21 protein-coding genes and 1 pseudogene are annotated in these 22,678 nt (G+C 72.1%); 13 read left to right on the top strand and 9 right to left on the bottom strand.

Annotated features, from left to right (window positions below; all coding sequences use genetic code 11):
- The first annotated feature begins 24 nt into the window (after positions 1-24).
- Positions 25-309, top strand: coding sequence for a hypothetical protein (locus ACRAWC_RS07620; protein ID WP_431347183.1), 285 nt, complete (start codon positions 25-27; stop codon positions 307-309).
- A 288-nt stretch (positions 310-597) separates the two neighbouring features.
- Here the strand turns inward: ACRAWC_RS07620 and ACRAWC_RS07615 are convergent, their stop codons facing one another.
- Positions 598-2,049: a PucR family transcriptional regulator gene (locus ACRAWC_RS07615; protein WP_431347182.1), complete on the bottom strand. Its 1,452-nt coding sequence runs from the start codon at positions 2,047-2,049 to the stop codon at positions 598-600.
- A gap of 94 nt (positions 2,050-2,143) precedes the next feature.
- Here ACRAWC_RS07615 and gabT point away from each other — a divergent pair, with 94 nt between their 5' ends.
- The 5 genes from gabT (at position 2,144) to ACRAWC_RS07590 (ending at position 7,999) form a co-directional block, all read left to right on the top strand.
- Positions 2,144-3,505, top strand: a complete 1,362-nt coding sequence (gabT, locus tag ACRAWC_RS07610) for a 4-aminobutyrate--2-oxoglutarate transaminase (protein WP_431347181.1) — start codon at positions 2,144-2,146, stop codon at positions 3,503-3,505.
- A complete protein-coding gene (locus tag ACRAWC_RS07605) occupies positions 3,502-4,989 on the top strand; it encodes an NAD-dependent succinate-semialdehyde dehydrogenase (RefSeq protein WP_431347180.1) in 1,488 nt (495 codons plus the stop codon). Before gabT ends, ACRAWC_RS07605 begins: the two co-directional genes overlap by 4 nt.
- A gap of 127 nt (positions 4,990-5,116) precedes the next feature.
- On the top strand, positions 5,117-5,974 hold the full coding sequence (locus tag ACRAWC_RS07600) for a universal stress protein (protein WP_431347179.1): 858 nt from the start codon (positions 5,117-5,119) through the stop codon (positions 5,972-5,974).
- A 589-nt stretch (positions 5,975-6,563) separates the two neighbouring features.
- The gene (locus tag ACRAWC_RS07595) at positions 6,564-7,490 is read left to right on the top strand and encodes a ZIP family metal transporter (protein WP_431347178.1); all 927 of its coding nucleotides are present in this window, start codon (positions 6,564-6,566) and stop codon (positions 7,488-7,490) included.
- 47 nt (positions 7,491-7,537) lie between these two features.
- Positions 7,538-7,999, top strand: a complete 462-nt coding sequence (locus tag ACRAWC_RS07590; protein WP_431347177.1) for a phage tail protein — start codon at positions 7,538-7,540, stop codon at positions 7,997-7,999.
- Between the two features lie 12 nt (positions 8,000-8,011).
- Here the strand turns inward: ACRAWC_RS07590 and ACRAWC_RS07585 are convergent, their stop codons facing one another.
- Positions 8,012-8,245: a three-helix bundle dimerization domain-containing protein gene (locus tag ACRAWC_RS07585; protein ID WP_431347176.1), complete on the bottom strand. Its 234-nt coding sequence runs from the start codon at positions 8,243-8,245 to the stop codon at positions 8,012-8,014.
- Positions 8,246-8,280: 35 nt separating this feature from the next.
- Between ACRAWC_RS07585 and ACRAWC_RS07580 the strand changes: the two genes are divergently transcribed.
- Together ACRAWC_RS07580 and ACRAWC_RS07575 are read left to right on the top strand one after the other, a co-directional pair.
- Positions 8,281-8,976, top strand: coding sequence for a PhzF family phenazine biosynthesis protein (locus tag ACRAWC_RS07580; protein WP_431347175.1), 696 nt, complete (start codon positions 8,281-8,283; stop codon positions 8,974-8,976).
- Positions 8,973-9,884, top strand: a complete 912-nt coding sequence (locus ACRAWC_RS07575) for a virginiamycin B lyase family protein (RefSeq protein WP_431347174.1) — start codon at positions 8,973-8,975, stop codon at positions 9,882-9,884. Before ACRAWC_RS07580 ends, ACRAWC_RS07575 begins: the two co-directional genes overlap by 4 nt.
- 166 nt (positions 9,885-10,050) lie before the next feature.
- Here ACRAWC_RS07575 and ACRAWC_RS07570 read toward each other — a convergent pair whose 3' ends face one another.
- Together ACRAWC_RS07570 and ACRAWC_RS07565 are read right to left on the bottom strand one after the other, a co-directional pair.
- A complete protein-coding gene (locus tag ACRAWC_RS07570) occupies positions 10,051-11,544 on the bottom strand; it encodes a catalase (protein ID WP_431347173.1) in 1,494 nt (497 codons plus the stop codon).
- A 13-nt stretch (positions 11,545-11,557) separates the two neighbouring features.
- Entirely contained in the window at positions 11,558-12,004 is a 447-nt protein-coding gene (locus ACRAWC_RS07565) for a Fur family transcriptional regulator (RefSeq protein ID WP_431347172.1), read from the bottom strand.
- 114 nt (positions 12,005-12,118) lie between these two features.
- On the opposite strand from ACRAWC_RS07565, the gene ACRAWC_RS07560 reads away from it, so the two are divergent.
- Positions 12,119-13,177 (top strand): PqqD family peptide modification chaperone, encoded by a 1,059-nt coding sequence (locus ACRAWC_RS07560; RefSeq protein WP_431347171.1) that lies wholly within the window; start codon positions 12,119-12,121, stop codon positions 13,175-13,177.
- On the opposite strand, the gene ACRAWC_RS07555 is transcribed toward ACRAWC_RS07560, so the two are convergent.
- Positions 13,159-14,886, bottom strand: a complete 1,728-nt coding sequence (locus ACRAWC_RS07555; RefSeq protein ID WP_431347170.1) for a cation:proton antiporter — start codon at positions 14,884-14,886, stop codon at positions 13,159-13,161. The two genes, ACRAWC_RS07560 and ACRAWC_RS07555, sit on opposite strands and share 19 nt — an antisense overlap.
- An 83-nt stretch (positions 14,887-14,969) precedes the next feature.
- A complete protein-coding gene (locus ACRAWC_RS07550; protein WP_431347169.1) occupies positions 14,970-15,551 on the bottom strand; it encodes a TetR/AcrR family transcriptional regulator in 582 nt (193 codons plus the stop codon).
- 186 nt (positions 15,552-15,737) lie between these two features.
- Between ACRAWC_RS07550 and ACRAWC_RS07545 the strand changes: the two genes are divergently transcribed.
- Complete coding sequence (locus ACRAWC_RS07545) at positions 15,738-17,312, top strand: MFS transporter (protein ID WP_431347168.1); 1,575 nt, start codon at positions 15,738-15,740, stop codon at positions 17,310-17,312.
- Between the two features lie 262 nt (positions 17,313-17,574).
- Here the strand turns inward: ACRAWC_RS07545 and ACRAWC_RS07540 are convergent, their stop codons facing one another.
- Both ACRAWC_RS07540 and ACRAWC_RS07535 read right to left on the bottom strand, forming a co-directional pair.
- A complete protein-coding gene (locus ACRAWC_RS07540) occupies positions 17,575-18,114 on the bottom strand; it encodes a GIY-YIG nuclease family protein (protein ID WP_431347167.1) in 540 nt (179 codons plus the stop codon).
- A gap of 85 nt (positions 18,115-18,199) precedes the next feature.
- On the bottom strand, positions 18,200-18,940 hold the full coding sequence (locus tag ACRAWC_RS07535; protein WP_431347166.1) for a DUF4386 domain-containing protein: 741 nt from the start codon (positions 18,938-18,940) through the stop codon (positions 18,200-18,202).
- A gap of 121 nt (positions 18,941-19,061) precedes the next feature.
- On the opposite strand from ACRAWC_RS07535, the gene ACRAWC_RS07530 reads away from it, so the two are divergent.
- From ACRAWC_RS07530 to ACRAWC_RS07520, 3 genes are all read left to right on the top strand, one after another.
- Positions 19,062-19,742 carry a TetR/AcrR family transcriptional regulator gene (locus ACRAWC_RS07530; RefSeq protein ID WP_431347165.1) on the top strand — a complete coding sequence of 227 codons (681 nt, stop codon included), beginning with the start codon at positions 19,062-19,064 and terminating at the stop codon, positions 19,740-19,742.
- A 96-nt stretch (positions 19,743-19,838) separates the two neighbouring features.
- On the top strand, positions 19,839-20,255 hold the full coding sequence (locus ACRAWC_RS07525) for a YciI family protein (protein ID WP_431347164.1): 417 nt from the start codon (positions 19,839-19,841) through the stop codon (positions 20,253-20,255).
- Between the two features lie 97 nt (positions 20,256-20,352).
- Entirely contained in the window at positions 20,353-21,618 is a 1,266-nt protein-coding gene (locus ACRAWC_RS07520) for an RNA polymerase sigma factor (protein WP_431347163.1), read from the top strand.
- Between the two features lie 11 nt (positions 21,619-21,629).
- Here the strand turns inward: ACRAWC_RS07520 and ACRAWC_RS07515 are convergent.
- Positions 21,630-22,552 (bottom strand): annotated as a pseudogene (locus tag ACRAWC_RS07515) (Ppx/GppA family phosphatase).
- Between the last annotated feature and the right edge of the window lie 126 nt (positions 22,553-22,678).

Raw genomic sequence — 22,678 nt, 5'->3', positions numbered from 1 at the left:
CATCCGGTGGGTTTGAATAGGATCATGCGCAGTGTCGGTTGGTCGTTGTTCGGGTTCGCGTTCGTCGTGGCCGCCGTCGCGTTGGGAGCCCTGACCACTCCGGCGGTCGACCACGGTCTCGCCACGGTCGCGGTCACTCACCACGAGGGCTTCACCCGCCGTCAGTGGGTGGACCTCGCCATCGCGGCGCTCTTCTTCATCGCCGCCGCCGCAGCCGCCGGCGCCCTGATCGTCACCCGCCTGCGTGCCGCCTCCCGCGCCGCGCACGCGCTGCCCACCGCCGACGCGCTGGTCCCGGCCGAGGGCTGACCCGCCCCCGCCCGCCGCGGGCCCGCGGCCCCGCGGCCCCGCAGGGGTCGCAACACGCCGTTACGCCGGCCGCATTACGGCATGTCGCGACCCCTGTCCCGAACATCCGTCCGGCGTTCCGAGAAATTCACTTTGCAGGACATGCCGCCTGGCGACCGTGTCGCGCGGCGCGTCGTGCCAAGTCGTTCGCGGGGCCGGCGCACGGCGCTGCGCGTCGTGCCAGGTCGTTCGCACGGCCGGCGCACCGCCGGCGCACGGTCGGCATGTCCTGCCAGGTCGTTCGCGGGACTACTCCGCGGCGCGGAGCGCTGCGTACAGGTCGGCGCGCGCGGCGAAGCCGCCGAGGTCCCGCCCGAGCAGCCGCTCGGCGTCCGCGACCCGCGCCCGCAGCGTGTGCCGGTGCATCCCCAGCCGCCGCGCGGCCACGTCGTACACTCCGTCCGCGTCGAGCCAGGTGCGCAGGATGCCGGGCAGGGCCGGGTCGGCCTCCGCCAGCGGTGCGAGGGCGGTCGCCGCGACCGCGCGCGCGTCCGGCGTCTGCAGGAGCGCGAGCATCCCCGCCGCCGCCACGTCATCGAACGACGGCACCCGGTCGTGCCGCGTCGAGCGGCGGGCCGCGACCCCGGCCTGCGTCACGCCCGAAGCCAGCGCCCCGAACGTCACGGGAGCCGACGACCCGCCGCGCAGTTCGAACCGCTCCGCCAACTCGGCGACCGCCTCCGGCGACGCGCCGAGCACCACCAGGTCCTGTCCGTCGCGGGCGAAGAACCCGTCGCCGCCGGCCTCCAGCCAGTCCGCCGCCGCAGCGCCCGCGGCCCCGTGCAGCACCGTCACACGTGCGGGCTGCTCGGGAAGCGCGCCGAGCACCGGCTCGGCCACCGCCTCCGCCAGCGCGGCATCGCCGGCCAGCAGCGCCCGCCACACCGCGGTGCGGAGTCGTGCCCGCGCCGCGTCGGTCGCGCGGCTCTGCTCCAGCGCGAGCCCGGCGAGCGCGACGACGCCGGTCACCACCTGCTGCGCCGCTTGGTCGAGCCCCTCCGATCCGATCGCGAGCACGCCGCGGAGCCGTCCCGCCGCGCCCAGCGTCTGTAGGGAGAACGGCCCCGCCAGCGTCTCCGCCGTCCCGGCTGCCCGGCGCCTGCTCCGCAGCAGCGGCTCCGCCGCGCCGACCAGCACCGCCCGTGCCGCCGCGTCCAGCGCCCCGGCCGGCGCGAGCCGGTCGAGCGTCCCGTCCGCCCCGATCAGGGCCACCGGCCGGTCGATCTGGCGCGCCAGCTCCGCGAGCACGGCGCCGAGCGCGTCCGCCCGCAGCGCCGCGAGCGAGATCGCCCGGGAGGCCCGCAGCGCCCAGGTGTTGCGCGCGTAGGCGTCCGCGGCGAGCCGGTCGGCGACGAAGCGCGCCACCGCGATGAACGGAGTCCGGTAGGGCACTTCGAACAGCGCGAGGCCGTGCCGTGCGCACGCCTCCACGAGCGGCTCCGGGGTGTCGCGCAAGACCTCCGTCCCGAATCCCAGCCCGGCGATCCCGTGCTCGACCAGCCGGGACACGTACGGGTCCACGTCCTCCGGCGTCCCCGTCACCAGCAGCACCTGGCCGGGCGACAGGAACGGCGTCGGATCCGGGAGATCGGAGCTGTGCGCCCAGGACAGTGGGGCGTCCAGCTCGCCGACGTCGCCCGCGGTGAGCAGGCGGAGGCCGAGCTCGGGACGGGCGAGCAGCTGGGCGAGGGTCGCGGGCATCGGGGCACTCCATCCGCCAGGGTGTCGATTCCTGACGTTCGAATTGTACGACCCGTCCAGGCGCGGGACACGCCGCGCTCCCTACGATGCCGCCATGACCATCGTTACTCCCGCCTCCGCAACCCTCGTCGGCGGACCCTCGCTCCCGCAGGAGCGCCGGCTCGTCACCCCCATCCCCGGCCCCGAGTCGCGCAAGCGCGCCGAGCGCAAGGCGCAGGCCGTCGCCGCCGGCGTCGGCGCCACCATCCCCGTGTACACCGTCGCAGCGGGCGGGGGTGTGCTCGTCGACGTCGACGGCAACTCTCTCATCGACTTCGGCTCCGGCATCGCCGTCACGGGCGTGGGCAACGCCGCCCCGCGCATCGTGGCGGCCGTGACCGCCCAGGTCGCAGCCTTCACCCACACCTGCTTCACCGTCGCCCCGTACGACTCCTACGTGGACGTGGCGGAGGCCCTCAACCGCCTCACGCCCGGCGACTTCGCCAAGCGCAGCGCCCTGTTCAACTCCGGCGCGGAGGCCGTGGAGAACGCGGTCAAGATCGCCCGCCACTACACGGGCAAGCAGGCCGTCGTCGCGTTCGACCACGCCTACCACGGCCGCACGAACCTGACGATGGGCCTCACCGCCAAGAACCAGCCGTACAAGAACGGCTTCGGCCCGTTCGCGCCCGAGATCTACCGCGCCCCGCTGAGCTATCCGCTGCGCGACGGCGGCCTCTCCGGCGCCGAGGCGGCCAAGCGCGCCATCACCATGATCGAGAAGCAGATCGGCGCCTCCAACCTGGCCGCCGTCATCATCGAGCCGATCCAGGGCGAGGGCGGCTTCATCGTCCCCGCCGACGGCTTCCTCCCGGCCCTCCAGGCCTGGGCGAACGAGAACGGCGTCGTCTTCATCGCCGACGAGGTGCAGACCGGCTTCGCCCGCACCGGCACCATGTTCGCCTCCGAGCAGTTCGGCATCGTGCCGGACCTGATCGTCACCGCCAAGGGCATCGCCGGCGGCCTCCCGCTGTCGGCGGTCACCGGCCGCGCCGAGATCATGGACGCCCCGCAGATCGGCGGCCTCGGCGGCACCTACGGCGGCAACCCGCTCGCCTGCGTCGCCGCGCTCGCCGCGATCGAGACCTACGAGCAGGAGGACCTGGCAGGCCGCGCCCGCGCCATCGGCGAGATCCTCTTCGAGAAGCTGGGCGCCCTCCGCGCCGCCGACCCGCGCGTCGCCGAGGTGCGCGGCAAGGGTGCGATGGTCGCGATCGAGCTGGTGGACCCGGAGACCGGCGAGCCGGACGCCGCGCTCACCGCGAAGGTCGCCGACGCCGCCCACGCGGCCGGCGTCGTGCTGCTCACCTGCGGCACCTACGGCAACGTGATCCGCTTCCTCCCGCCGCTCAGCATCCCGGACCATCTCCTCATCGAGGGGCTGGACGTCGTCGCGGAGGCGGTGGCCAACGCATGAGCGCCGTCGACACCGCCACCACCGAGTTCACCGCGGCCGAGGCCGACCTGCTCTCGCGCGTCCCCGACGGCCTGTTCATCGGCGGCGCCTGGGAGGCCGGAACCCGTCCGCAGATCCAGGTGCAGGACCCGGCCACCGGCCGCGTCATCAAGCGCATCGCCAACGCGACGCCCGAGGACGGCATCCGCGCCCTCGACGCCGCCGTGGCCGCGCAGGAGGCGTGGGCCGCCACCGCCCCGCGCGTCCGCGCCGAGATCCTGCGCCGCGCCTTCGACCTGCTGCAGGAGCGCCGCGAGGACTTCGCGCTGCTCATGACGCTGGAGATGGGCAAGCCGCTCGCCGAGGCGAACGGCGAGGTCACCTACGGCGGCGAGTTCCTGCGCTGGTTCTCCGAGGAGGCCGTGCGCATCTCCGGCCGCTACGGGCAGAACCCGGAGGGCACCGGCACCATGGTCGTCTCGCAGCGGCCCGTCGGTCCGTCGTTCTTCATCACGCCGTGGAACTTCCCGCTCGCGATGGCCACGCGCAAGATCGCCCCGGCCCTGGCCGCGGGCTGCACGGTGGTCGTGAAGCCGGCCGAGCTGACCCCGCTGACCACGCTGTTCTTCGCGCAGCTCCTCGCCGACGCGGGCGTGCCCGCCGGTGTGGTCAACGTCGTCCAGACCAGCACCTCCGGCGCCGTCTCCGCCCCGATCATCGCCGACCCGCGCCTGCGCAAACTGTCGTTCACCGGCTCCACGCCGGTCGGCCGCGCCCTGCTCGCGCAGGCCGGTCAGAACGTGCTGCGCACCTCGATGGAGCTCGGCGGCAACGCCCCGTTCGTCGTCTTCGAGGACGCCGACCTGGACAAGGCGGTCGAGGGCGCGATGCTCGCCAAGTTCCGCAACATCGGCCAGGCCTGCACCGCCGCCAACCGCTTCATCGTCCATGAGGATGTCGCCGAGGAGTTCGCCCGCCGCGTCACCGAGAAGGTCGACGCGATGACGATCGGCCCGGGCACCGAGCCGGGCGTGACCATCGGCCCGCTCATCGACGACCGCGCTGTCGCCTCCATGACGTCGCTCGTCGACGACGCCGTGTCCCGCGGCGCCCGCGTCCTCGCCGGCGGCACGGCCCCGGAAGGCGACGGCTACTTCTTCGAGCCGACCGTGCTCGTGGACGTGCAGCCGGGCAGCGAGATCCTCCGCGAGGAGATCTTCGGCCCGATCCTGGCGATCACGACGTTCTCGACCGAGGAGGAGGCCGTGGCGCGGGCGAACGAGACCGAGTACGGTCTGGTCGGCTACGTGTTCACGCAGGACCTTGCGCGCGGCCAGCGCATGATCGACCGCGTCGACACCGGGATGATGGGCCTCAACACCGGACTCGTCTCCAACGCCGCAGCACCGTTCGGCGGCGTCAAGCAGTCGGGCCTCGGCCGCGAGGGCGGGCTCGAGGGCATCCACGAGTACCTGAGCACGAAATACACGCTCATCCCCGCCTGACCCGGCGGCACGGGCGGCCCGCGAACACCGCGGGCCGCCCCACTCGAACGTGCACCACCCGGAGCCTCGCCACCCCTGAGGCGCCCATCCCCAACCTCCGCACCACCCGAGCCGGAAGAAGCAGACCATGACCACCACGCAGCGCATCCTCGTCGGATACGAGGCCACCCCGTCCGGAGACGACGCCCTCGCCGCCGGAGCCGCGCTGGCCGCCTCCTTCGGAGCTGACCTCGACGTGGTCCTGGTCATGCCGGACACCTCCCGGCGCGGCAACGTGCCGAACGACCCGGCCTACGACGCCCTCCTGCGCGACACCGCGGAGGGCTGGCTGGCGGACGCGCGCACTCGCGTCCCGTCGTCGGTCGCCTTCAGCGGGCGGGTCGTCTTCGGCGACTCGCTCGCCGAGGGCCTGCTCACCGCGGCGGAGGAGCTCGGCGCGACGCTGATCGTGGTCGGCGCCGCGCGGGGCGGCCTGCTCGGCCGCTTCACGGTCGGCTCGGTCGCGGGAGCGCTGCTGCATGCGTCGCCGGTCCCGGTGCTGCTGGCGCCGGAGGGTTGGCGCGACCACGCTCCGCGGCTCACACGCGTGACCAGCATGGTCGGCACCCGCGCGGGCGCGGCTGACGTGCTGACGACCGGCGAACGGCTCTCGGCCGCGGCCGGCGTCCCGCTGCGGCTTGTCTCTCTGCTCGCCCTCGACCTGCCCGGCAACGCTGCGGCTCCCAAGCAGAGCGTCGGCGAACACCACGCCGCCGCGGTGCTGGAGGAGGCCAGCGCAGCGACCGGCGTCGTCGCGACGGCCGTCGTGGCGAAGGGCGACACCATCCAGAACGCGGTCGCGCGACTCGACTGGGAGCCCGGTGAGATCGTCGTCGTCGGCTCCAGCCGCCTCGCGCAGCCCAGCCGACTGTTCCTCGGCTCCACCGCGGCCGCCATGCTGCGCGAGCTGCCGGTGCCGATGGTCGTCGTGCCGCGGAACGAGTGAGGCGAGCCGGCTCCCACTACTGAAAGAGGGTGCTGAGAATCAAGGTGTGTCCGTCTGTCGCCAGATAGACCTTGCACACAAACCGTTCCTGTGAAAACCGTTTGTTCAGGTCGCTCGAGTTGAGCAGCTGGCCCGTGGGGATCGCCCTGTGCAATACACGCAGCCGACTGGGCGGGAGAGACTCTTTCACCCTGCCGCTCTCTCTCAACGATGGTCTCCCGGCGTGGATGGAGTACTTACCTGCACAGATCCCGGTTCGCCTCGCCAGACGCCATGTTTCCAATGTTGCTCGAGCCAACGCTTGCGCGTTCGGAAGGCGCATCGACATGCACTCCCGAAAAACGCGACACCGCATCCTGCGCAGCATCAACGCTCGAAGAGATTCTCACTGAACTACCCCCACTTCTATACTCCCAAAACGCACCGACACTAGCCTAATGGAATTACACGTATGAGTTTCAGTGAGTCGAGCTTTGAAGACTTCCTGCGACTCCTCTCACAGGATTCTTTGTAAGGGGAGGCTTACCTTACAATCGAATGCGGCCGGAGCCCGCCGGTTCGATGTCAACAGCCTCCACGAAGGATCTCCATGTCCCCCTTGGGTGTCGCCGCTCTCGGCGCCGTCGCAGGTCTCACCATCTTCCTCGGCCTGCCCATCGGCCGTCTGCGCTCGAACGCGGTCGGCCTGAAGGCCGCTCTGAACGCCCTCGCGACCGGCATCCTGATCTTCCTGCTGTGGGATGTGCTCTCGCAGGCGTGGGAGCCCGTGGACAAGGCGCTGTCGTCGCACCGGATCGGCCCGGCGCTCGGCCAGGGCCTGCTGATGGCCGCGTGCATCGGGCTCGGGCTGCTGGCCCTGACCTACATGGACCGCTACATGAAGCGGCGCGCGCTGGCTCTCGCGTCGCCGATCCGGCCGGAGGCGGGCCAGGGCGGGTCAGCCGCCGCGCCCGGCGCCCAGCCGCACGGTTCGCGCCAGCCGCACGGCTCCGGGCCCGGCGGTGCTGCCGTGGGCACCGCGACCGGCGTCGCGATCGTGGCCGCCACCGAGGTCGAGTCCCGCGCGGGAGCCCGCCGGCTGGCGCTCACCATCGCGATCGGAATCGGCCTCCACAACTTCGCCGAGGGCCTCGCGATCGGCACCGCCGCCGCACAGGGCGAGCTCGCCTTCGCCGTCCTGCTCATCATCGGCTTCGGCCTCCACAACGCCACCGAGGGCTTCGGGATCGTCGCCCCGCTCAGCGGCACGCGGCCGTCTTGGCGCTACCTGGCGCTGCTGGGCCTGATCGGCGGAGGGCCGACCTTCCTCGGCACCGTCATCGGCCAGTCGTTCAGCAGCGATATCGTCTCCATCGCCTTCCTCGGCCTGGCCGCCGGCTCCATCCTGTACGTGGTCATCGAGCTGCTCGCCGTCGCCCGCCGCACCGGGATGAAGACGCTGGTCGCGTGGTGCATCTTCGCCGGCATCGTCGCCGGCTTCGCGACCGACGCCATCGTGACGGCCGCGGGAGCCTGATCCGCCGATTCTGTAGGCTCGGACAGAACCGAGTGGGGGAGGGCCGCATGCGCCAGGTCGTGGATTTCGTGAACGTGTCGACGGAAGGACTGGAGTCGAGCCCGGTCGCCCCGGCCCTCGCCGGGCTCCGCGCCAACGAGTCCCGCTACTTCAAGAACAAGTACGACCTCGACTTCGCGACGGCGCCGGCCGACGAGGAGCAGGAGGCACTCGACTGGGTCGGCCGCATCCTCGCCGACGAGCGCGAGATCGTGATCGCCTCGCCCGCGCTGGAGGTCACCTCGTTCGAGGTGGACGGCATCCGGATGGCGTACGTGTTCTACGAGTCCGGGCTGTCGATCAACGTCATGTACACGATCGACGACGCGGGCAAGCGCGCGGTCGGCTTCAAGCTGTCCGACGGCATGGAGGTGCCTGAGGAGCTTTCGAACTTCAAGTTCGCGCGGCAGAAGTCCAAGCTCGCGGGGACGATCCGCGGCTCCTACTTCGTCATCAAGGGCACGTACTGATCCGAGCGGCGCTCACGCCAGCGGGGTCACCTCCGCAGCCAGCTCGCGCTTGACGTCGTGCTCGATGAGCACCGGGATGAAGTCGCGCACGGGTGCTCCGGTGTAGTCGACGTGCCGCTGGTGAACCAGGTCGGCGATGTGGTCACGGGGGACCTTCGGGAATCGTTCCGCAAGCCGGTCGACGGCGTGGCCGATGGCGACCTCTTCGTCGGCAGAGGCGGCGGGGATGGGGGCCTCGTCACTCATGGCGGGATTATCCACCGCATGCCAGGGTGGAGGCTATGGATGAAATCGAGGTAGTGGTCGTCCGCGTCTTCACCGACGAGCGCGGCGCCAACGGCAACGAGCTGGGCATCGTCACCAGCTCACCGGCGACGGCCGGGCGGGAGCAGGACATCGCGGCGGCGCTCGGATTCAGCGAGACGGTCTTCGTCGACGCGCTGGACGCCGCAGGCGGCATCGCGACGATCCGCATCTTCACCCCCGCCGCGGAACTCCCGTTCGCCGGCCACCCGAGCGTCGGGACGGCCTGGTGGCTCGCCCATGAGCGCACCCCGGTCGGCGCTCTCGCCGAGAAGGCCGGGGATGTCGGGGTCTCCGTCGACCTCGACGGCGACTGGGCGGCGATCGACGCCCGCGCCGCCTGGACTCCCGACTTCACCTGGCTGCCGCTGGACTCCCCGGAGGCGGTCGACGCGCTCGACGCGCTCGCGTTCACCGAGGGCCAGCACTACGCCTACGCGTGGATCGACGAGGAGGCCGGAACGCTGCGTGCCCGGATGTTCGCTCCCGCGATGGGCATCGTTGAGGACGAAGCCACCGGCGCCGCTGCCGTCGCCCTCACCGCGAAGCTCGGCCGGGCGCTGCGGATCGTGCAGGGCGAGGGCTCCGAGTTGGCCACCGAGCCGCTCGACGGCGGTCTCGTCCGGGTCGGGGGCACGGTGGTGTACGACCGCACCATCGACGCGACGCTGTGAGCGCGCGCGACGCCGTGAACGCGGAGACGGCGGTCGAGCTGATCCCGGTCGGGGAGCCGGGCGACGGTCCGGGCGACGGCCTGGTCGGCGTGGCCGCGACCGACGACGGAGCGGTGTGGTTCACCTTGAGCGTGACGGGGAAGGTCGGCCGCCGCGCCCCGGACGGCACGCTGTCCTTCCTGGAGCTCGGCCCCGAGGCGAGGCCGGTCGGCGTCCGTGCGGCGACCGAGGACACCGTGTGGGTCGTGGATCGAACCGGCGACCGGCTGCTGCACCTCGGCGCGGGCATCCGCGTCGTCGGCGAACTCGCGGTTCCGGCGCCCGGCGCCCTCCCGCTCGACGTCGTGACGCTGCCCGATGGGACGACCTGGTTCACAGAGCAGTTCGGCGAGGCGCTCGGCCGCATCGACATCCTCGGCCGCGTCGAGGAGTACCCGGTGGGCTCCGAGCGCGGGCCCTCCGGGATCGCGTCCTCCGGCGACAGCGTCTGGTTCTCGCTCCAGGGGCACAGTCCGGCGCTCGGCCATGTGCGGGGCGGTGACGCCGCGATCGAGTTCGTGGAGCTTCCGCTCGGCTCCGGCCCGCTCGGCGTCGCGGTCGCGGAGGACGGCGCGGTCTGGACGGCCCTGCACGCCGCGGACGCCCTCGCGCGCGTCGGCCGCGACCGGAGTGTCACGCTGCTTCCGCTGGAGGAGGGCGCCGCGCCGTTCACCGTCGCCTCCGCCCCGGACGGCAGTGTCTGGGCGTCCCTCTGGGGCGCCGACGCGCTGCTGCGCATCGCCCCGGACGGCGCTGAGCTCCGCATCGCCCTCCCCGAGGACTCCGGCCCCCGCGGTCTCGCCGTCGCCCCCGACGGCAGCCTCTGGGCAGCCCTCGTCTCCGGCGCCCTGGCCCGAGTGCACCCCTGACCCCGCCCTCTGCGGCCCACACCCACCGGGTAACCCGACCTCGCGAACCCCAATGCGACGAACGGAGGAGATCCGGGCTCCCTGACCACGGATCTCCTCCGTTGGCTGCCATCCAGCCCCTCCCGACCCCGGATCTCCTCCGTTGGCGATGCAGGTCGGACAGGCGTTACTCGCCGACGCCCACGAACTCCGCCGCCTCGTCCGGGTCGGCCACATCCGCCTCCAGCCGCGCCCGCAGGGCCGCGCCGAGCTCCGCGTCGACGTTCGTCCAGTACTGGATCGCCCGCTCGCGGATGTCGTCGCGCGTCACCCCGCCGACGGCGCCCGCGATCGTGTCCAGGAACCGCTCCTTCGCCGCGTCGTCGTAGACCTCGCGGTAGAGCGTCCCCGCCTGTCCGAAGTCGTCGTCCTCGGCGTGCAGGGTCGCCGCCGAGCGCACGAGCGCGCCGTCCGACTCCCACGAGCCCTCGCCTGCCGCCGCCGGGTCCGCGACGGGGCCGCCGAACGAGTTCGGCGCGTACACGGGCGCGCCGGCCGGCTTGAAGCCGTGGCGCCCCGCGCCGTCCTGCGAGTAGTTGCGCACCGGGGCGACCGGCGCGTTCACCGGCAGCTCGTTGTAATTGGTGCCGACGCGGTAGCGCTGCGCGTCCGGGTAGGAGAACACGCGCGCCATCAGCATCTTGTCCGGGCTGATGTCGATGCCCGGGACGGTGTTGGCGGGGGAGAACGCCGCCTGCTCGATCTGCGCGAAGAAGTTCTCGGGGTTCTCGTTGAGCGTGTGGACCCCGACCGGGATGAGCGGGTAGTCGCTGTGCGGCCACACCTTGGTCAGGTCGAACGGATTGAACCGGTAGGTCTTGGCGTCCTCGTAGGGCATCACCTGCACGCTCACCTTCCATGCGGGGAAGTGGCCGCGCTCGATCGCCTCGTAGAGGTCGCGGCGGTAGTAGTCCGCGTCCTCGCCCGCGATCCGCTGCGCCTCGGCGCCGCGCATCTCCTCGTTGCCCTGCAGCGCGTGGAAGTGGTACTTCACCCAGAACCGCTCGCCCGCCGCGTTGATCCACTGGTAGGTGTGCGAGCCGTAGCCGGGCATGGTCCGCCACGAGCGCGGGAGGCCGCGATCGCCCATCAGGTAAGTGACCTGGTGCGCGGACTCCGGCGAGAGGGTCCAGAAGTCCCACTGCATGTCGGCGTCGCGCAGACCCGAGCCGGGCAGGCGCTTCTGCGAGTGGATGAAGTCGGGGAACTTGATGCCGTCGCGGATGAAGAACACCGGGGTGTTGTTGCCCACGATGTCGTAGTTGCCCTCGGTCGTGTAGAACTTCACCGAGAAGCCGCGGACATCGCGCCAGGTGTCCGGCGACCCCATCTCGCCGGCGACCGACGAGAAGCGCTGCAGGGTGCGCGTGGTGGTGCCCGGCTGGAAGACCGCGGCCTTCGTGTACGCGGTCACGTCGCCGGTGACGACGAACTCGCCGAACGCCCCGCCGCCCTTGGCGTGCACGATCCGCTCCGGGATGCGCTCGCGGTTGAACTGCGCGAGCTTCTCGACGAGGTAGCGGTCGTGGAGCGCGGTCGCCCCGTCCCGTCCGGACGTCAGCGAGTGCGCGTCGCTGCCGACCGGGCTGCCGGTCTGGGTGGTCGTGTGGTTCTCCGTCATGGTTCTCCTAACCTCATTCGGCGTGCGACGGGGCTTTCGCCGCGCGCTCCTGGCAGGACGGGCACAGCCCCCAGAAGGTGACCTCCGCCACCTGCACCGCGAACCCGGCCGCCCCCGAGGGGTGCAGGCAGGGCGCGTGGCCGACGACGCACTCCACGTCCGCCACCGCTCCGCACGACGTGCACACGACGTGGTGGTGGTTGTCACCGACGCGCCGCTCGTAGAGCGCAGGCGAGTGCGCCGGCTCTATCCGTCGCAGCAGGCCGGCGGCGGTGAGGTCGCCGAGGACGTTGTGGACGTTCTGGATCGAGGTGCCGGGCAGCGCGGGCAGCACTGCGCGGTACACCGTCTCGGCGTCCACGTGGGGATGCGCGTCGAGCGCGTTCAGGACGGCGAGCCGCCCCTGCGTCACGCGCAGGCCCGACGCGCGCAGGGCGCCTTCGAGCTGTGCGGTGTCCATGCCCGCCACGCTATCGGTTCTCTTTTGAGTAATTCAAAACAACATGCATCCCGGGAGTGGCGCGGGGGCCGTCTAATCTTGCATAAGAAGTTTCAAGCCGAAGGGTGGATCAGGGTGGCGCGCGAATTCCAGGTGGACGCTCTCGGTGCACGGCTGCGCGTCTCCCTGGACGGGTTCCCGGAGTCCGACGCCGACCGGCTCAGCGCCCAGTGGCAACGCCTGGCGGCCGAGGACGCTGCGACGGACACGCTCACCGTGTCCTCCGCCGCAGGATCCGGCGCGGACGTCTCGGGTCACGACCTCGACGCGGTGGGGATCGCCCTCCGCCGCGCCCTCAACCGGCGGGCGATCGAGGCGAACCGCGGCGAGCTGGTGACGTTCCACGCGGCGGGCCTCGCCGATCCCGCGACGGGCGACGTCATCGCGCTCATCGGGCCGTCCGGCGCCGGCAAATCGACTGCCGCCGCCATGCTCGGGACGGGACTGGGCTATGTCACGGATGAAACGGTCGCCGTCACGCCCTCCGGCGAGGTGCTCGCCTTCCCCCAGCCGCTGGCGTTCAAGACGTCGGAGGCGCGCGGGAGGCACGTCGCCGGGCCCGACGAGCTCGGGTTGCTGCGCCCAGGGCCGCGGCTGCGGCTGACACGGATCGCCCTCCTCGATCGCACGGACGCGGCCACGACGCCGGCGATCAGGACGGTCGGGCTGCGGGAGGTCCTCGGCGACCTCGTCGCGCAGATCAATTACTTCAACGCTCTGCCGCGGCCGCTGAGCCTGCTCGACGGGCTGGTCCGGCGCTGCGGTGGCGTTCAGGTGATCAGCTACCGCGAGGCCGCCGACCTCGTGGAGCCTGTTCGCGAGCTGCTGCGCTGCGGAGCGGACTCCGGCCCGACGTACGGCCGCGCGGAGGTCGACGACTGGGTCGACCTCGACGGCGAGGCGGTCGTGCTCGCCCGGGACACGATCACCCGGTTGACGCCGGTCTCCTCGCTGGTCTGGAAGCTGCTCGAGGTCCCGCTGACCCTGACCCGGCTCGTCGCGGAGGTCGAGCAGGAGTTCGGACCGGCGCCGGATGGGAGCAGCGCGGACGCACTCGGCGCGGTGCTCCACGAGCTCGCGGGCGCCGGCCTCGTGCGGCCCGGCGGCGCCGCACGTCACCGCGCGCGGGACTGAAGCCGCGTCTCCTCGATGTCGAGCATGGACTGCGCCTCGCCGAGGATGCGCGACGGGTAGGCGCCGCGTGCGCGCTCCTCCAGCAGGCGGTCGCGTTCGGCGTCCACCACGGCGAGCCGCAGCGTGCGGTACACGTGGTGAGGACGGCCCTCCGGAGGCGTGTCGTAGAGCACGATCCGCTCCCACGCGGCTTCGGCGCGGAGGTAGGTGGTCTGGCGCACGCGCTCCACGACCTCCGGGTCGACCGGCGCGGTGGTGCCCGCGGCGATCTCCGGTTCGTCGAGCACGGCGAGCCCGGCCTCGCTGAGGTCGTCGAGCAGCTTGGCGAGCAGCCTCCTGTCGTCCTTGACGTCGATGCCCTGCAGCCCCAGCACGCGGATCAGCCAGGGCAGGGTGCCGCCCTGCACGACGAGGCTGACGAACGCGACCGTGAACGCGATCAGGATGAGCTGCGGACGATACGGGATGTCCGCGGGGAGCGACTGCGCCGCTGCCAGTGTGACGACGCCGCGCATCCCCGACCAGCCGAGGACGACGCCGCCCTTCCAGTCGAGGGCCTCCTGGCGGAACTCCTCCAGGTCGCTGCGGTGCCGTTCGTAGCGCTGCTCGGCGCGCTGCTTGCGCTGCGCCTGCCAGCGGTAGCGCACGGGATGGTCGCGGAAGTAGCTGATCATCAGCCACTCCCGCAGGACGTGTTTCTCGGCGCGCTCCCCGCGTCTTCGGAGGGCGAGGATGAGCGGCCCGATCAGGATGTAGCGGATGACGACGAGCGCGCCCATCGCGATGAGGCCGATGCCGACCGCGTCCCAGACGCTGAGGATCTCGGGGTGCTCGACATCGGCGATGAGCGTGCGCAGCTCCAGCCCGATGAGCAGGAAGACGCCGTTCTCGAGCAGGAACTGGATGGTGTGCCAGTTGATCCGGTCGCTGATCCGCGCCTGCGCGCTGAAATGCTGCGGGGCCGCGTGCCCGGTGTAGAGCCCGGTGACGACGACGGCGAGGACGCCGGAACCGTGGAGCGCCTCCGTCGGGGCGAACGCGGCGAACGGCACCACGACCGACAGCGCGGTGTCGAGAACGGGGTCGGTCAGCTTCGACCGCACCCAGACCGTGACGAAGCCGACCACGAGCCCGACGACGAGGGCGATGATGACGGCCGAGAAGAAGTCGAGCACGCCCGCGATCGGGGTGGCGAGGGTGCCGACCGCCGCGGCGAGGGCGGTGCGGAGCAGCACCAGGGCGGTCGCGTCGTTGACCAGGCCCTCGCCCTCCAGCATGGTGAGCAGGCGCGGCGGGAGGCCCAGCTTGCGGCCGATGGAGGTCGCGGCGACCGCGTCAGGCGGGCTGATGATCGCGCCGAGGGCGACGGCCGCGGCCAGGTTGAGGTCCGGCAGCATCGTGTAGAGCACGAAGCCCGACGCGAACGCGGTGACGACGACGAGGAAGATCGACAGCCCCGCGATCGGCGCCAGATTGCGGCGGAAGTCGGTGAGCGGGGTGCTGATCGCCGCCGCATAGAGGATGGGCGGCAGCAGCCCGTCGAGGATGATCTCCGGGGGCACCTCGATCTCCGGCATGCCGGGCAGCACCGAGAGGGTGACGCCGACGATCACGAGGATGATGGGCGCGGCGACGCCGAGTTTGCGGGCGAAGGCGGCTACGCCGACGATCACCGCGACCGCGATCACCGCATAGACACCGAGCTCCATGTCTTCCAGCCTACGGAAGATTTCAGACGTCTGAGAACACTCTCAGGTCGCGTGAACGCTCCGTGGGTGGTGCGCGGCGCGGCTCAGCGGGCGCGGAGGCCGTCGATCGCCATCGCGATGACGCGGTCGCGCTGCTCGTCGTCGTCGAACGCGACGCCGGCGATGCCGGACACCATGCGGATCACGTCGCCGACGGTGGCGTCGGTCCGGAGTTCGCCGGCCTCCTGAGCGCGGCGGACCAGCGGCTCGCCCGCATCATAGAGGGAGGTCCGGCAGCTGAGCAGGACGGGGGAGTCCTTGTTGAGGCCTTCCAGCAGGGCCTTCTTGGTGCCGACGTAGAGCAGGAAGCGGCGCAGCCAGGCCTGCACGGCCTCCCACGGCTCGAGGGCGGCGGCGTCGTCGGCGGCGCGGACGACGGCCTCCACCTCCTCGACGTAGACGGCCTCGACGAGTGCGTCGCGGGTGGGGAAGTTGCGGTAGAGCGTGCCGATGCCGACGCCGGCGCGACGGGCGATGTCCTCGAGGGAGGCTCCGGCGCCGTCCTCGGCGAACGCGTCGCGCGCGGCGGCGAGCAGGGCGTCGAAGTTGCGCCGGGCGTCCGCGCGCTGCGGCCGGGCGATCAGGGGGCGCGCGGTGGCGGTGTCGGCTGCTTCTGTGCCGGTCACGGCTCTGGTCCTTCCGGGTTGACGAAAACTGAGGGTTGCGAAACGGAGGCACCCTCCGGTATCGTCGTTGTTGTAACCGGAGGCAGCCTCCGAACGGAGCCTCCCTCCAATTCTACCTCCTCCTCAGCAGAGATTCACCCGGTCGACCACACGTCGGCCTCTTTCGAGAAACGGAAGACCGTACCCATGTCTCGATCCCGCCCCTCCGCCACCTTCGCCGTCCTGGCGTTGAGCGTGGCCTCCTTCGCGACGCTCCAGTCGCTCGTCGTCCCGGTCCTGCCGGTCATCCAGCAGGACCTCCACACCACCACCACGGGCGTCACCTGGACCATGACCGCCTGGCTGATCGCCGCCGCCGTCGCCACGCCCCTCCTCGGGCGCGTCGGCGACCTGGTCGGCAAGCGCCGCATCTTCGTGCTCGCGCTGCTCGCCGTGGCACTCGGCAGCGTGATCGCCGCTGTCGCGCCCTCCATCGGCGTGCTCATCGCCGGCCGGGTCGTCCAAGGCCTCGGCGGAGCGATGTTCCCGCTCGCGTTCGGCATCATCCGCGACGAGTTCCCGCCGCACCGCCTCCCCTCGGCCATCGGCGCGATCGCCTCGATCATCGCGGTCGGCAGCGGCCTCGGCACGGTGCTCGCGGGCCCACTCGCCGCCGCGCTGAGCTGGCGCGGGCTGTTCCTCGTCCCGGTCGCGCTGACCGTCACCGCCGCGGTGCTCGCCCTCGTGATCGTCCCCGAGTCGCCCACCCGTGCGACCGGTGGCGTCAATCCGTGGGCTGCCGTTCTGCTCTCGGGCTGGCTGATCGCCCTCCTGCTGCCGCTCAGCACGGGCGCGCAGTGGGGCTGGTCGTCGCCGGTCGTGATCGGCCTGTTCGCGCTCGCCGCGGTGCTGCTCGCCGCCTGGGTGGTCGTGGAGCTGCGCTCGCGGCACCCGCTGGTGGACATGCGGCTCATGCGCGAGCCCGGCGTCTGGTCGATGAACGCCGCCGCGGTCTTCATCGGAGCCGCCATGTTCGCGGTCTTCGCCTTCTTCCCGCGCTTCGTGCAGACCCCGGTCTCCACGGGCTACGGCCTGGGCGCGACCGTCGCGGAGTCCGGGCTGCTGATGCTGCCCATGCTCGTGACGATGGCCGTGACAGGCTTCCTCAGCGGGCCGCTGGAGCGGTGGCTCGGCTTCCGCACCCAGATCGTGATCGCGGCGACGGTGATGGCCGCGGCGAGCCTGTCGCTGGCCTTCCTGCACGGGTCGCCGGCCGCGGTCGCCACGGCGTCCGGACTGTTCGGCGTCGGCCTGGGGCTGATCTACGCGGCGATCACGAGCGTGGTCGTGCAGAGCGTCCCCGCCACACAGACCGGCGTGGCCAGCGGGATGAACGCCAACCTCCGCACCGTCGGCTCGGCCATCGGCGCCGCGGTGATGACCGCGCTCGTGACCGGCACGGTCGGAGCCGGAGGGCTCCCGGCGGAGGCCGGCTATACCGAAGGGTTCGCCACGGCCGGAGGGCTGGCGTTCGGCGCAGCCGTGGTGACGGTGGCGGCGGCTGTCGTGATGCGGTCGCGCACGTCGCGCCGCGCGGCGGGACTGGCCACGACCGAGTCGGCGGCTGTCGCGGGGCTCGCCCGGCTCGACGGGGCCCGCGTCGCAATGGCCGAGCCGCTCCAGGCCGCGACGGACGCCTCGGCGGAGGCCGCCGAGATGGCCCGCCTCATCGAGAAGGTGGAGGCCGACCTCCCCACCGAGCCCGCGGTGTCGGCGGCCTGACGCCGGCCAGGCCGACCGACCACGGGATTGGGCCGTGACTCCGGAGGTCACGGCCCCACAACGGCGATTCGGCCCATCACTCCGGAGACCCGTGCCATCGCAGCGCGGGTCTCCGGAGTTACACGTACTCGCCGGCCCCTTCCCTCGGCGACCCGAACGCGGTCGCCGGTACTCCGGAGAATCAGTCGCCACGGCCGCCGATGTCCGTACGAACGGGCATCCTCGCGGCGTGCGCGCGCGCACTCCGGAGTAGCGGAAACCCTCACGCCCGCGCCGCGGCCTCGCTGCGCCAGCGCGCGAGCAACAGCCACGGGTCGGAGACCCCGGCCTGCAGCGCCGCGACGTGCGCCAAGAGGCCGGCATCCGTCTCGAACCACTCGGTCCCGGGGATGCGCAGGGCCGCGAACTCGACGTGGCGCCGATGCTCCAGGGTGCGGTCGCCGCGTTCGAAGGCGAGCACCTCGTCGTGCGGGAGGCTGGCGAAGCGCTGCGCCGGGTTGGCCGTCGTGCCGATCTTGACGCGGTCCCGGTAGCGGAGGTAGTAGACCACGTCCACCCGTGAGGAGGCCGCAGCTTCCGGAGCCGTCTCGCCCACCCGCCACTCGCAGACCGCGCACAGCCAGCCGGACGGGTACCTCACGCCCAGCCGCGAACCGCAGAACGCGCACGGCGACGGGAGCAGGTCGGTCCGGCCGTACTCGCCCTCCACCCACTCGTGCGCCTCCAGCAGGTGGGGGAGGCACAGCGGGAGCGGCGCCCCTGGATGGGTGGGGGCCCCGCACAGCGCGCATGACTCGGTCACGCGGCGACGCTACCGCGGACCGCCGACGGACAGACGCGGAAGCGGCGCGGGCGGCACGCGGCGGAAGGCTGAGCACCCGCGTCCCTCAGACCGATGCGGGAGCCTTCACCAGGGCCCGACCACGCGCCCGGAACCCCACGAAGGTGAAGTAGACCCCCAGGAACGCCTCCCACACGATCTCGGGCACCGTCGCCACCGCGGACACCGGCGACCCCTGACTCCACAGCCCGAACAGCACGCCGATCCCCGACAGCGCGACGAGCGACCCGCCGACCATCCCGACAACCGCCATCGGACGCGGCACGAGACCGGCGCGCAGCAGCAGCCAGCCGAGCAGGACGCCGTTGCCGAGTCCGGCGACGAAGCCGGGGCCGAGCAGGAACGTCCAGTTCCGAAGCGTGACCAGCGTGTGCGCCGACGCGGTGAGCGCGTCCGCGTCGGCCGGCGTCCCCGCGTGCTGGCGGAGGGTCACGACCGTGAGCAGGCACAGCATCCCGACCGCAATGAACACGCACTCCATGACGCGCGCCATCACGTAGCCGTGCGCGAGTCCCTCTGTCCGGCGGCGCAGGACGGGGAGGAGCGCGAGCGCGGTGCCGAGGTTGGCGGCGATCAGCACCGCCTCGCAGAGGATGCCGAGCAGGACCCGGCCGTCGGCTCCGGCGCCGAGCACATAGTGCGGGTCGTCCAGGACGGGCGCGTAGAGCAGGACGCCGGCGATGGCCGAGACGAACGTGACGAGGAAGAGCACGCCCGCGGTGAGCGAGCGGAGGCGGTCGGCGCTCGGGGTGGGCGCCGGCTCGATGGTGACGATCTGGGCGGTCATGGGGTCCTCGGATTCGGGGTTCGATGCGGTGGTCTAGGATGGGTGTACGGTGTACACCTCGAACGATAGGTGTACGCCGTACACCTTGTCAACAGTCTGTCCGGATCCGGAGGAGCCGCCGATGCCGCAGCCCGCGCGCTCACGCCTCACCCGCGATGTCGTGCTCGCCCGCGCGCTCGAACGCGCCGACGCCGCCGGCCTCGACGCGCTCTCCATGCGCGCCCTCGCGGCCGAGCTCGGCGTCGTCCCGATGGCCCTCTACAAGCACGTCGCCAACAAAGAGGAGCTGATCGACGGGATGGTCGACCTGGTCTGGGCGGAGGTCGAGCCGCCCGCGATCGCCGACGCCGACAGCGGAGCACCCGCTCTCCCCTGGCGCGAAGCCATGCGCGCCCGCGCCGCCTCCCTCCGCGCCGCGCTCCGCCGGCACCCGTGGGCCGTCGGCCTGATGGAGTCGCGCATGCGCCCCGGCCTGGCCAACCTCGCCGCCCACAACGCCATGATGGGCTGCCTGCGCGAAGCCGGCTTCTCGTTCCGCGCCACCGTGCACGCCACATCGGTCCTCGACGCCTACGTCTACGGCTTCGCGCTCCAGGAGAAGACCCTCCCGTTCGACACTCCGGAGGAGTCGGGCGAGGCCGCGGCTGCGAAGAGCGAGACCGTGCCGCCGGAGGTCGCCCTGCAGTTCCCGTATCTCCTGGAGGTCGTCGCGGAACTGGCGCAGGCGGGCTACGACTACGACGAGGAGTTCGCCACCGGCCTCGACCTCATCCTCGAGGGCATCGAACGTCTCCAACCCTGACCCGGACAAATCTTCCGGCGCGTGTCGATTTCCCGCTGGCCCGCCCGACCTTGGGAATGAGAGGGTCGAAGGGACCCGCCAGATCAAGGAGTGACAATGGCCAAGTACATGCTCGTCCTGCGTCCGACCGCCGAGGCGGAGGAGGCGTTCCGCAACGTCGATTTCGCCGACGTCCTCGACGCGATGGGCCGGTTCAATGACGAGCTCATCCGCGCGGGCGTGCTGCTCGCGGCCGAGGGCCTCGACCCGGCCGAGAGCGTGGTCGTCGACTTCACCGGCGAGGCGCCGGTCGTCACCGACGGCCCGTACGGAGAGACCAAAGAGCTGTTCAACGGCTTCTACATCCTCGACGTCGCCTCGGCGCAGGAAGCCGTCGAGTGGACGAAGCGCATGCCGTACATCCAGGGCAGCAAGGTGGAGATCCGCCGCGTGACCCACATCGACGAGTTCCCGCAGGACAACGAGTGGATCCAGAAGGAGCGCGCGTGGCGCGAGGCGACCGGTCAGCTCTAGGCAGCGCGGCGCCTGTCGCCCACCGGACGACCCCGGCCCTGCTGTGACGCCGCGAACCCCCTCCGATGCCCGCCGCGCCGTCGAGGCGGTGTGGCGCATGGAGTCCGCCCGGATCGTCGGTGCGCTCGCCCGCTACACCGGCGACTTCGCGCTCGCGGAGGACGTCGCCCAGGAGGCGCTCGCCGAGGCACTCGTCGGCTGGGCGACCTCGGGGCCGCCGCAGGATCCGGTCGGCTGGCTGCTCACGGTGGGGCGGCGGCGCGCGATCGACGCGTTCCGCCGCCGCGCCGGCCGCGACGAGCGGTACGCGCTGCTCGCCCGCGACCTCGACGAGACCGCCCCGGGTGCCGACCTGCTGTTCGACGCTGACGACATCGAAGACGACGTGCTCGCCCTGATCTTCACGGCCTGCCACCCGGTGCTGTCCCGGGAGGCGCGCATCGCGCTGACGCTGAAGGTCGTCGGAGGCCTCACCACGGACGAGATCGCGCGCGCGTTCATCGTGCCGGTGCCGACCGTACAGGCGCGCATCACCCGCGCGAAGAAGACGATCGCCGCGGCGCATGTGCCGTTCGAGATCCCGTCGGGGCCCGACCGCCGGGAACGCCTTGACTCGGTGCTCAGCGTGATCTACCTGATCTTCACCGAGGGCTCGTCCGCGACGGCGGGGGAGGCCTGGATGCGCACCGACCTGGCGTACGAGGCGGTGCGGCTCGCGCGTGTGCTCGCCCGGCTCGAACGGGAGCCGGAGGTCCACGGCCTGCTCGCACTGCTCGAACTGACCGCGGCGCGTTTCCCCGCGCGGACCGCGCCCGACGGCAGCCCGGTGCTCCTGGAGGACCAGGACCGCCGCCGCTGGGACCGCTCGGCGATCCGCCGCGGCCGGGCGGCGCTCGCCACCGCGGTCGCCGCGGACCGCGGACTCGGGCCGTACGGCCTCCAGGCGTCGATCGCGGAATGCCATGCGGTCGCGCCCTCGGTCGCGGGGACGGACTGGCCGCGGATCGTCCTCCTCTACGAGGCGCTCTCTCAGGTGGCGCCGTCCCCGATCGTCGCCCTCAACCGCGCTGTCGCCGTCGCGATGGCCGACGGACCGGCCGCCGGGCTGGTGGAGGCGGAGGCCGTGGAACGCGGTGGGGCGCTCGCGGGCTCGCACCTGTTACCCGGCGTGCGTGGCGAGCTGCTCTCCCGCCTCGGCCGCACCGCCGAAGCCGCGGACGAGTACCGCCGCGCCGCCGACCTGTGCGCGAACGCCGCCGAGCGCAGCGTCCTCCTCGGGAAGGCCGCCGCGCTCACCCCTGACCGCAGCCATCCGTTCCTCACTTTCTCCCGCCGCCACCCGGCGAGTCGCGGGAGGAAGTGAGGAAGCGATGGTTAGTCGAGGTGGTCGAGGTAGCGGAGGATGATGCCCTCGCGCAGCGCCCACGGGCAGACCTCGAGCACCGGAACGTCGAACGCGCGCATCGCCTCCCGCAGCGCCACCCCGCCCGCCACGATCTGGAAGGTCCGGTCCGCCGTGATCCCCGGCAGCGCGGTGCGGGCGTCGGCCGTGAGCTGCGCCAGGCGCGGAACCCAGTCGGCGAGCTCCGAGCGGCGCAGGAGACTGCGCTCCGTCCCGCCCGGTCCGCTCGCGGTCGACCCGGCCAGGCGGGCGAGCGAGCGGATGGTCTTCGAGGTGCCGATCACGTGCGCGGGCCCGCGGTCGGTGAAGCGTCCGACGGCGTCCGCGAGAGTCGTCCTGGCGTGGTCCCGCAGTGCCGTGAGCTGGTCCGCGGTCGGCGGGTCCTGGTGCAGGAAGCCGATCGTGCTGCGGCCGGCGCCGAGCGGCAAGGACACCGCGGTGTCCGGGTACTCGTCGACGCCCGCCGCGATCTCGAGCGAGCCGCCGCCGATGTCCATCAGGAGGATGGAGCCGGCCGACCAGCCCGACCAGCGGCGCACGGCGAGGAACGTCAGCCGCGCCTCGTCCTCGCCGGAGAGCACCTGGAGGTCGACGCCCGTCTCGTCCAGGATGCGGGCCAGGATGGCGGGACCGTTGGCAGCCTCCCGGATGGCCGAGGTCGCGAACGGCAGCAGCTCTTCGATGCCCTCCGCGCGGCCGACCTCTACCGCCGACCGGATCGCCTCCAGGATGGCCGTCTCGCCCTCGGCGCTGATCGCGCCGTCCTCGGTGATGTAGCGCATGAGGCGCAGCACGGACTTGTGCGTGGCGGCCGGGAGGGGCGGGCGCCCGGGTGCGCGTCGACCACGAGAAGGTGGACGGTGTTCGATCCCACGTCGAGGACTCCGAGTCGCATAGTCAGACAGTAGTGGGCCGGGGAGACCGCCGGCGACACGCCGTCTCGTGGGGTGGCACGCGGCTCCGGCAGGGCGACACGCCGCGTCGATGTACCCAGTTCGGAGGGGGTCTGTCGGTGGTCCCG

The sequence above is a fragment of the Leifsonia sp. L25 genome (assembly GCF_050632895.1).
This window is presented reverse-complemented; position numbering and strand designations above follow the sequence as displayed.

Bases quoted from the DNA above. Each gene is read 5' to 3' on its own strand.
- ACRAWC_RS07620 (WP_431347183.1), top strand. From the start codon at position 25: ATGCGCAGTGTCGGTTGGTCGTTGTTCGGGTTCGCGTTCGTCGTGGCC.
- ACRAWC_RS07615 (WP_431347182.1), bottom strand. From the start codon at position 2,049: ATGCCCGCGACCCTCGCCCAGCTGCTCGCCCGTCCCGAGCTCGGCCTC.
- gabT (WP_431347181.1), top strand. From the start codon at position 2,144: ATGACCATCGTTACTCCCGCCTCCGCAACCCTCGTCGGCGGACCCTCG.
- ACRAWC_RS07605 (WP_431347180.1), top strand. From the start codon at position 3,502: ATGAGCGCCGTCGACACCGCCACCACCGAGTTCACCGCGGCCGAGGCC.
- ACRAWC_RS07600 (WP_431347179.1), top strand. From the start codon at position 5,117: ATGACCACCACGCAGCGCATCCTCGTCGGATACGAGGCCACCCCGTCC.
- ACRAWC_RS07595 (WP_431347178.1), top strand. From the start codon at position 6,564: ATGTCCCCCTTGGGTGTCGCCGCTCTCGGCGCCGTCGCAGGTCTCACC.
- ACRAWC_RS07590 (WP_431347177.1), top strand. From the start codon at position 7,538: ATGCGCCAGGTCGTGGATTTCGTGAACGTGTCGACGGAAGGACTGGAG.
- ACRAWC_RS07585 (WP_431347176.1), bottom strand. From the start codon at position 8,245: ATGAGTGACGAGGCCCCCATCCCCGCCGCCTCTGCCGACGAAGAGGTC.
- ACRAWC_RS07580 (WP_431347175.1), top strand. From the start codon at position 8,281: ATGGATGAAATCGAGGTAGTGGTCGTCCGCGTCTTCACCGACGAGCGC.
- ACRAWC_RS07570 (WP_431347173.1), bottom strand. From the start codon at position 11,544: ATGACGGAGAACCACACGACCACCCAGACCGGCAGCCCGGTCGGCAGC.
- ACRAWC_RS07565 (WP_431347172.1), bottom strand. From the start codon at position 12,004: ATGGACACCGCACAGCTCGAAGGCGCCCTGCGCGCGTCGGGCCTGCGC.
- ACRAWC_RS07555 (WP_431347170.1), bottom strand. From the start codon at position 14,886: ATGGAGCTCGGTGTCTATGCGGTGATCGCGGTCGCGGTGATCGTCGGC.
- ACRAWC_RS07545 (WP_431347168.1), top strand. From the start codon at position 15,738: ATGTCTCGATCCCGCCCCTCCGCCACCTTCGCCGTCCTGGCGTTGAGC.
- ACRAWC_RS07535 (WP_431347166.1), bottom strand. From the start codon at position 18,940: ATGACCGCCCAGATCGTCACCATCGAGCCGGCGCCCACCCCGAGCGCC.
- ACRAWC_RS07530 (WP_431347165.1), top strand. From the start codon at position 19,062: ATGCCGCAGCCCGCGCGCTCACGCCTCACCCGCGATGTCGTGCTCGCC.
- ACRAWC_RS07525 (WP_431347164.1), top strand. From the start codon at position 19,839: ATGGCCAAGTACATGCTCGTCCTGCGTCCGACCGCCGAGGCGGAGGAG.
- ACRAWC_RS07520 (WP_431347163.1), top strand. From the start codon at position 20,353: ATGGAGTCCGCCCGGATCGTCGGTGCGCTCGCCCGCTACACCGGCGAC.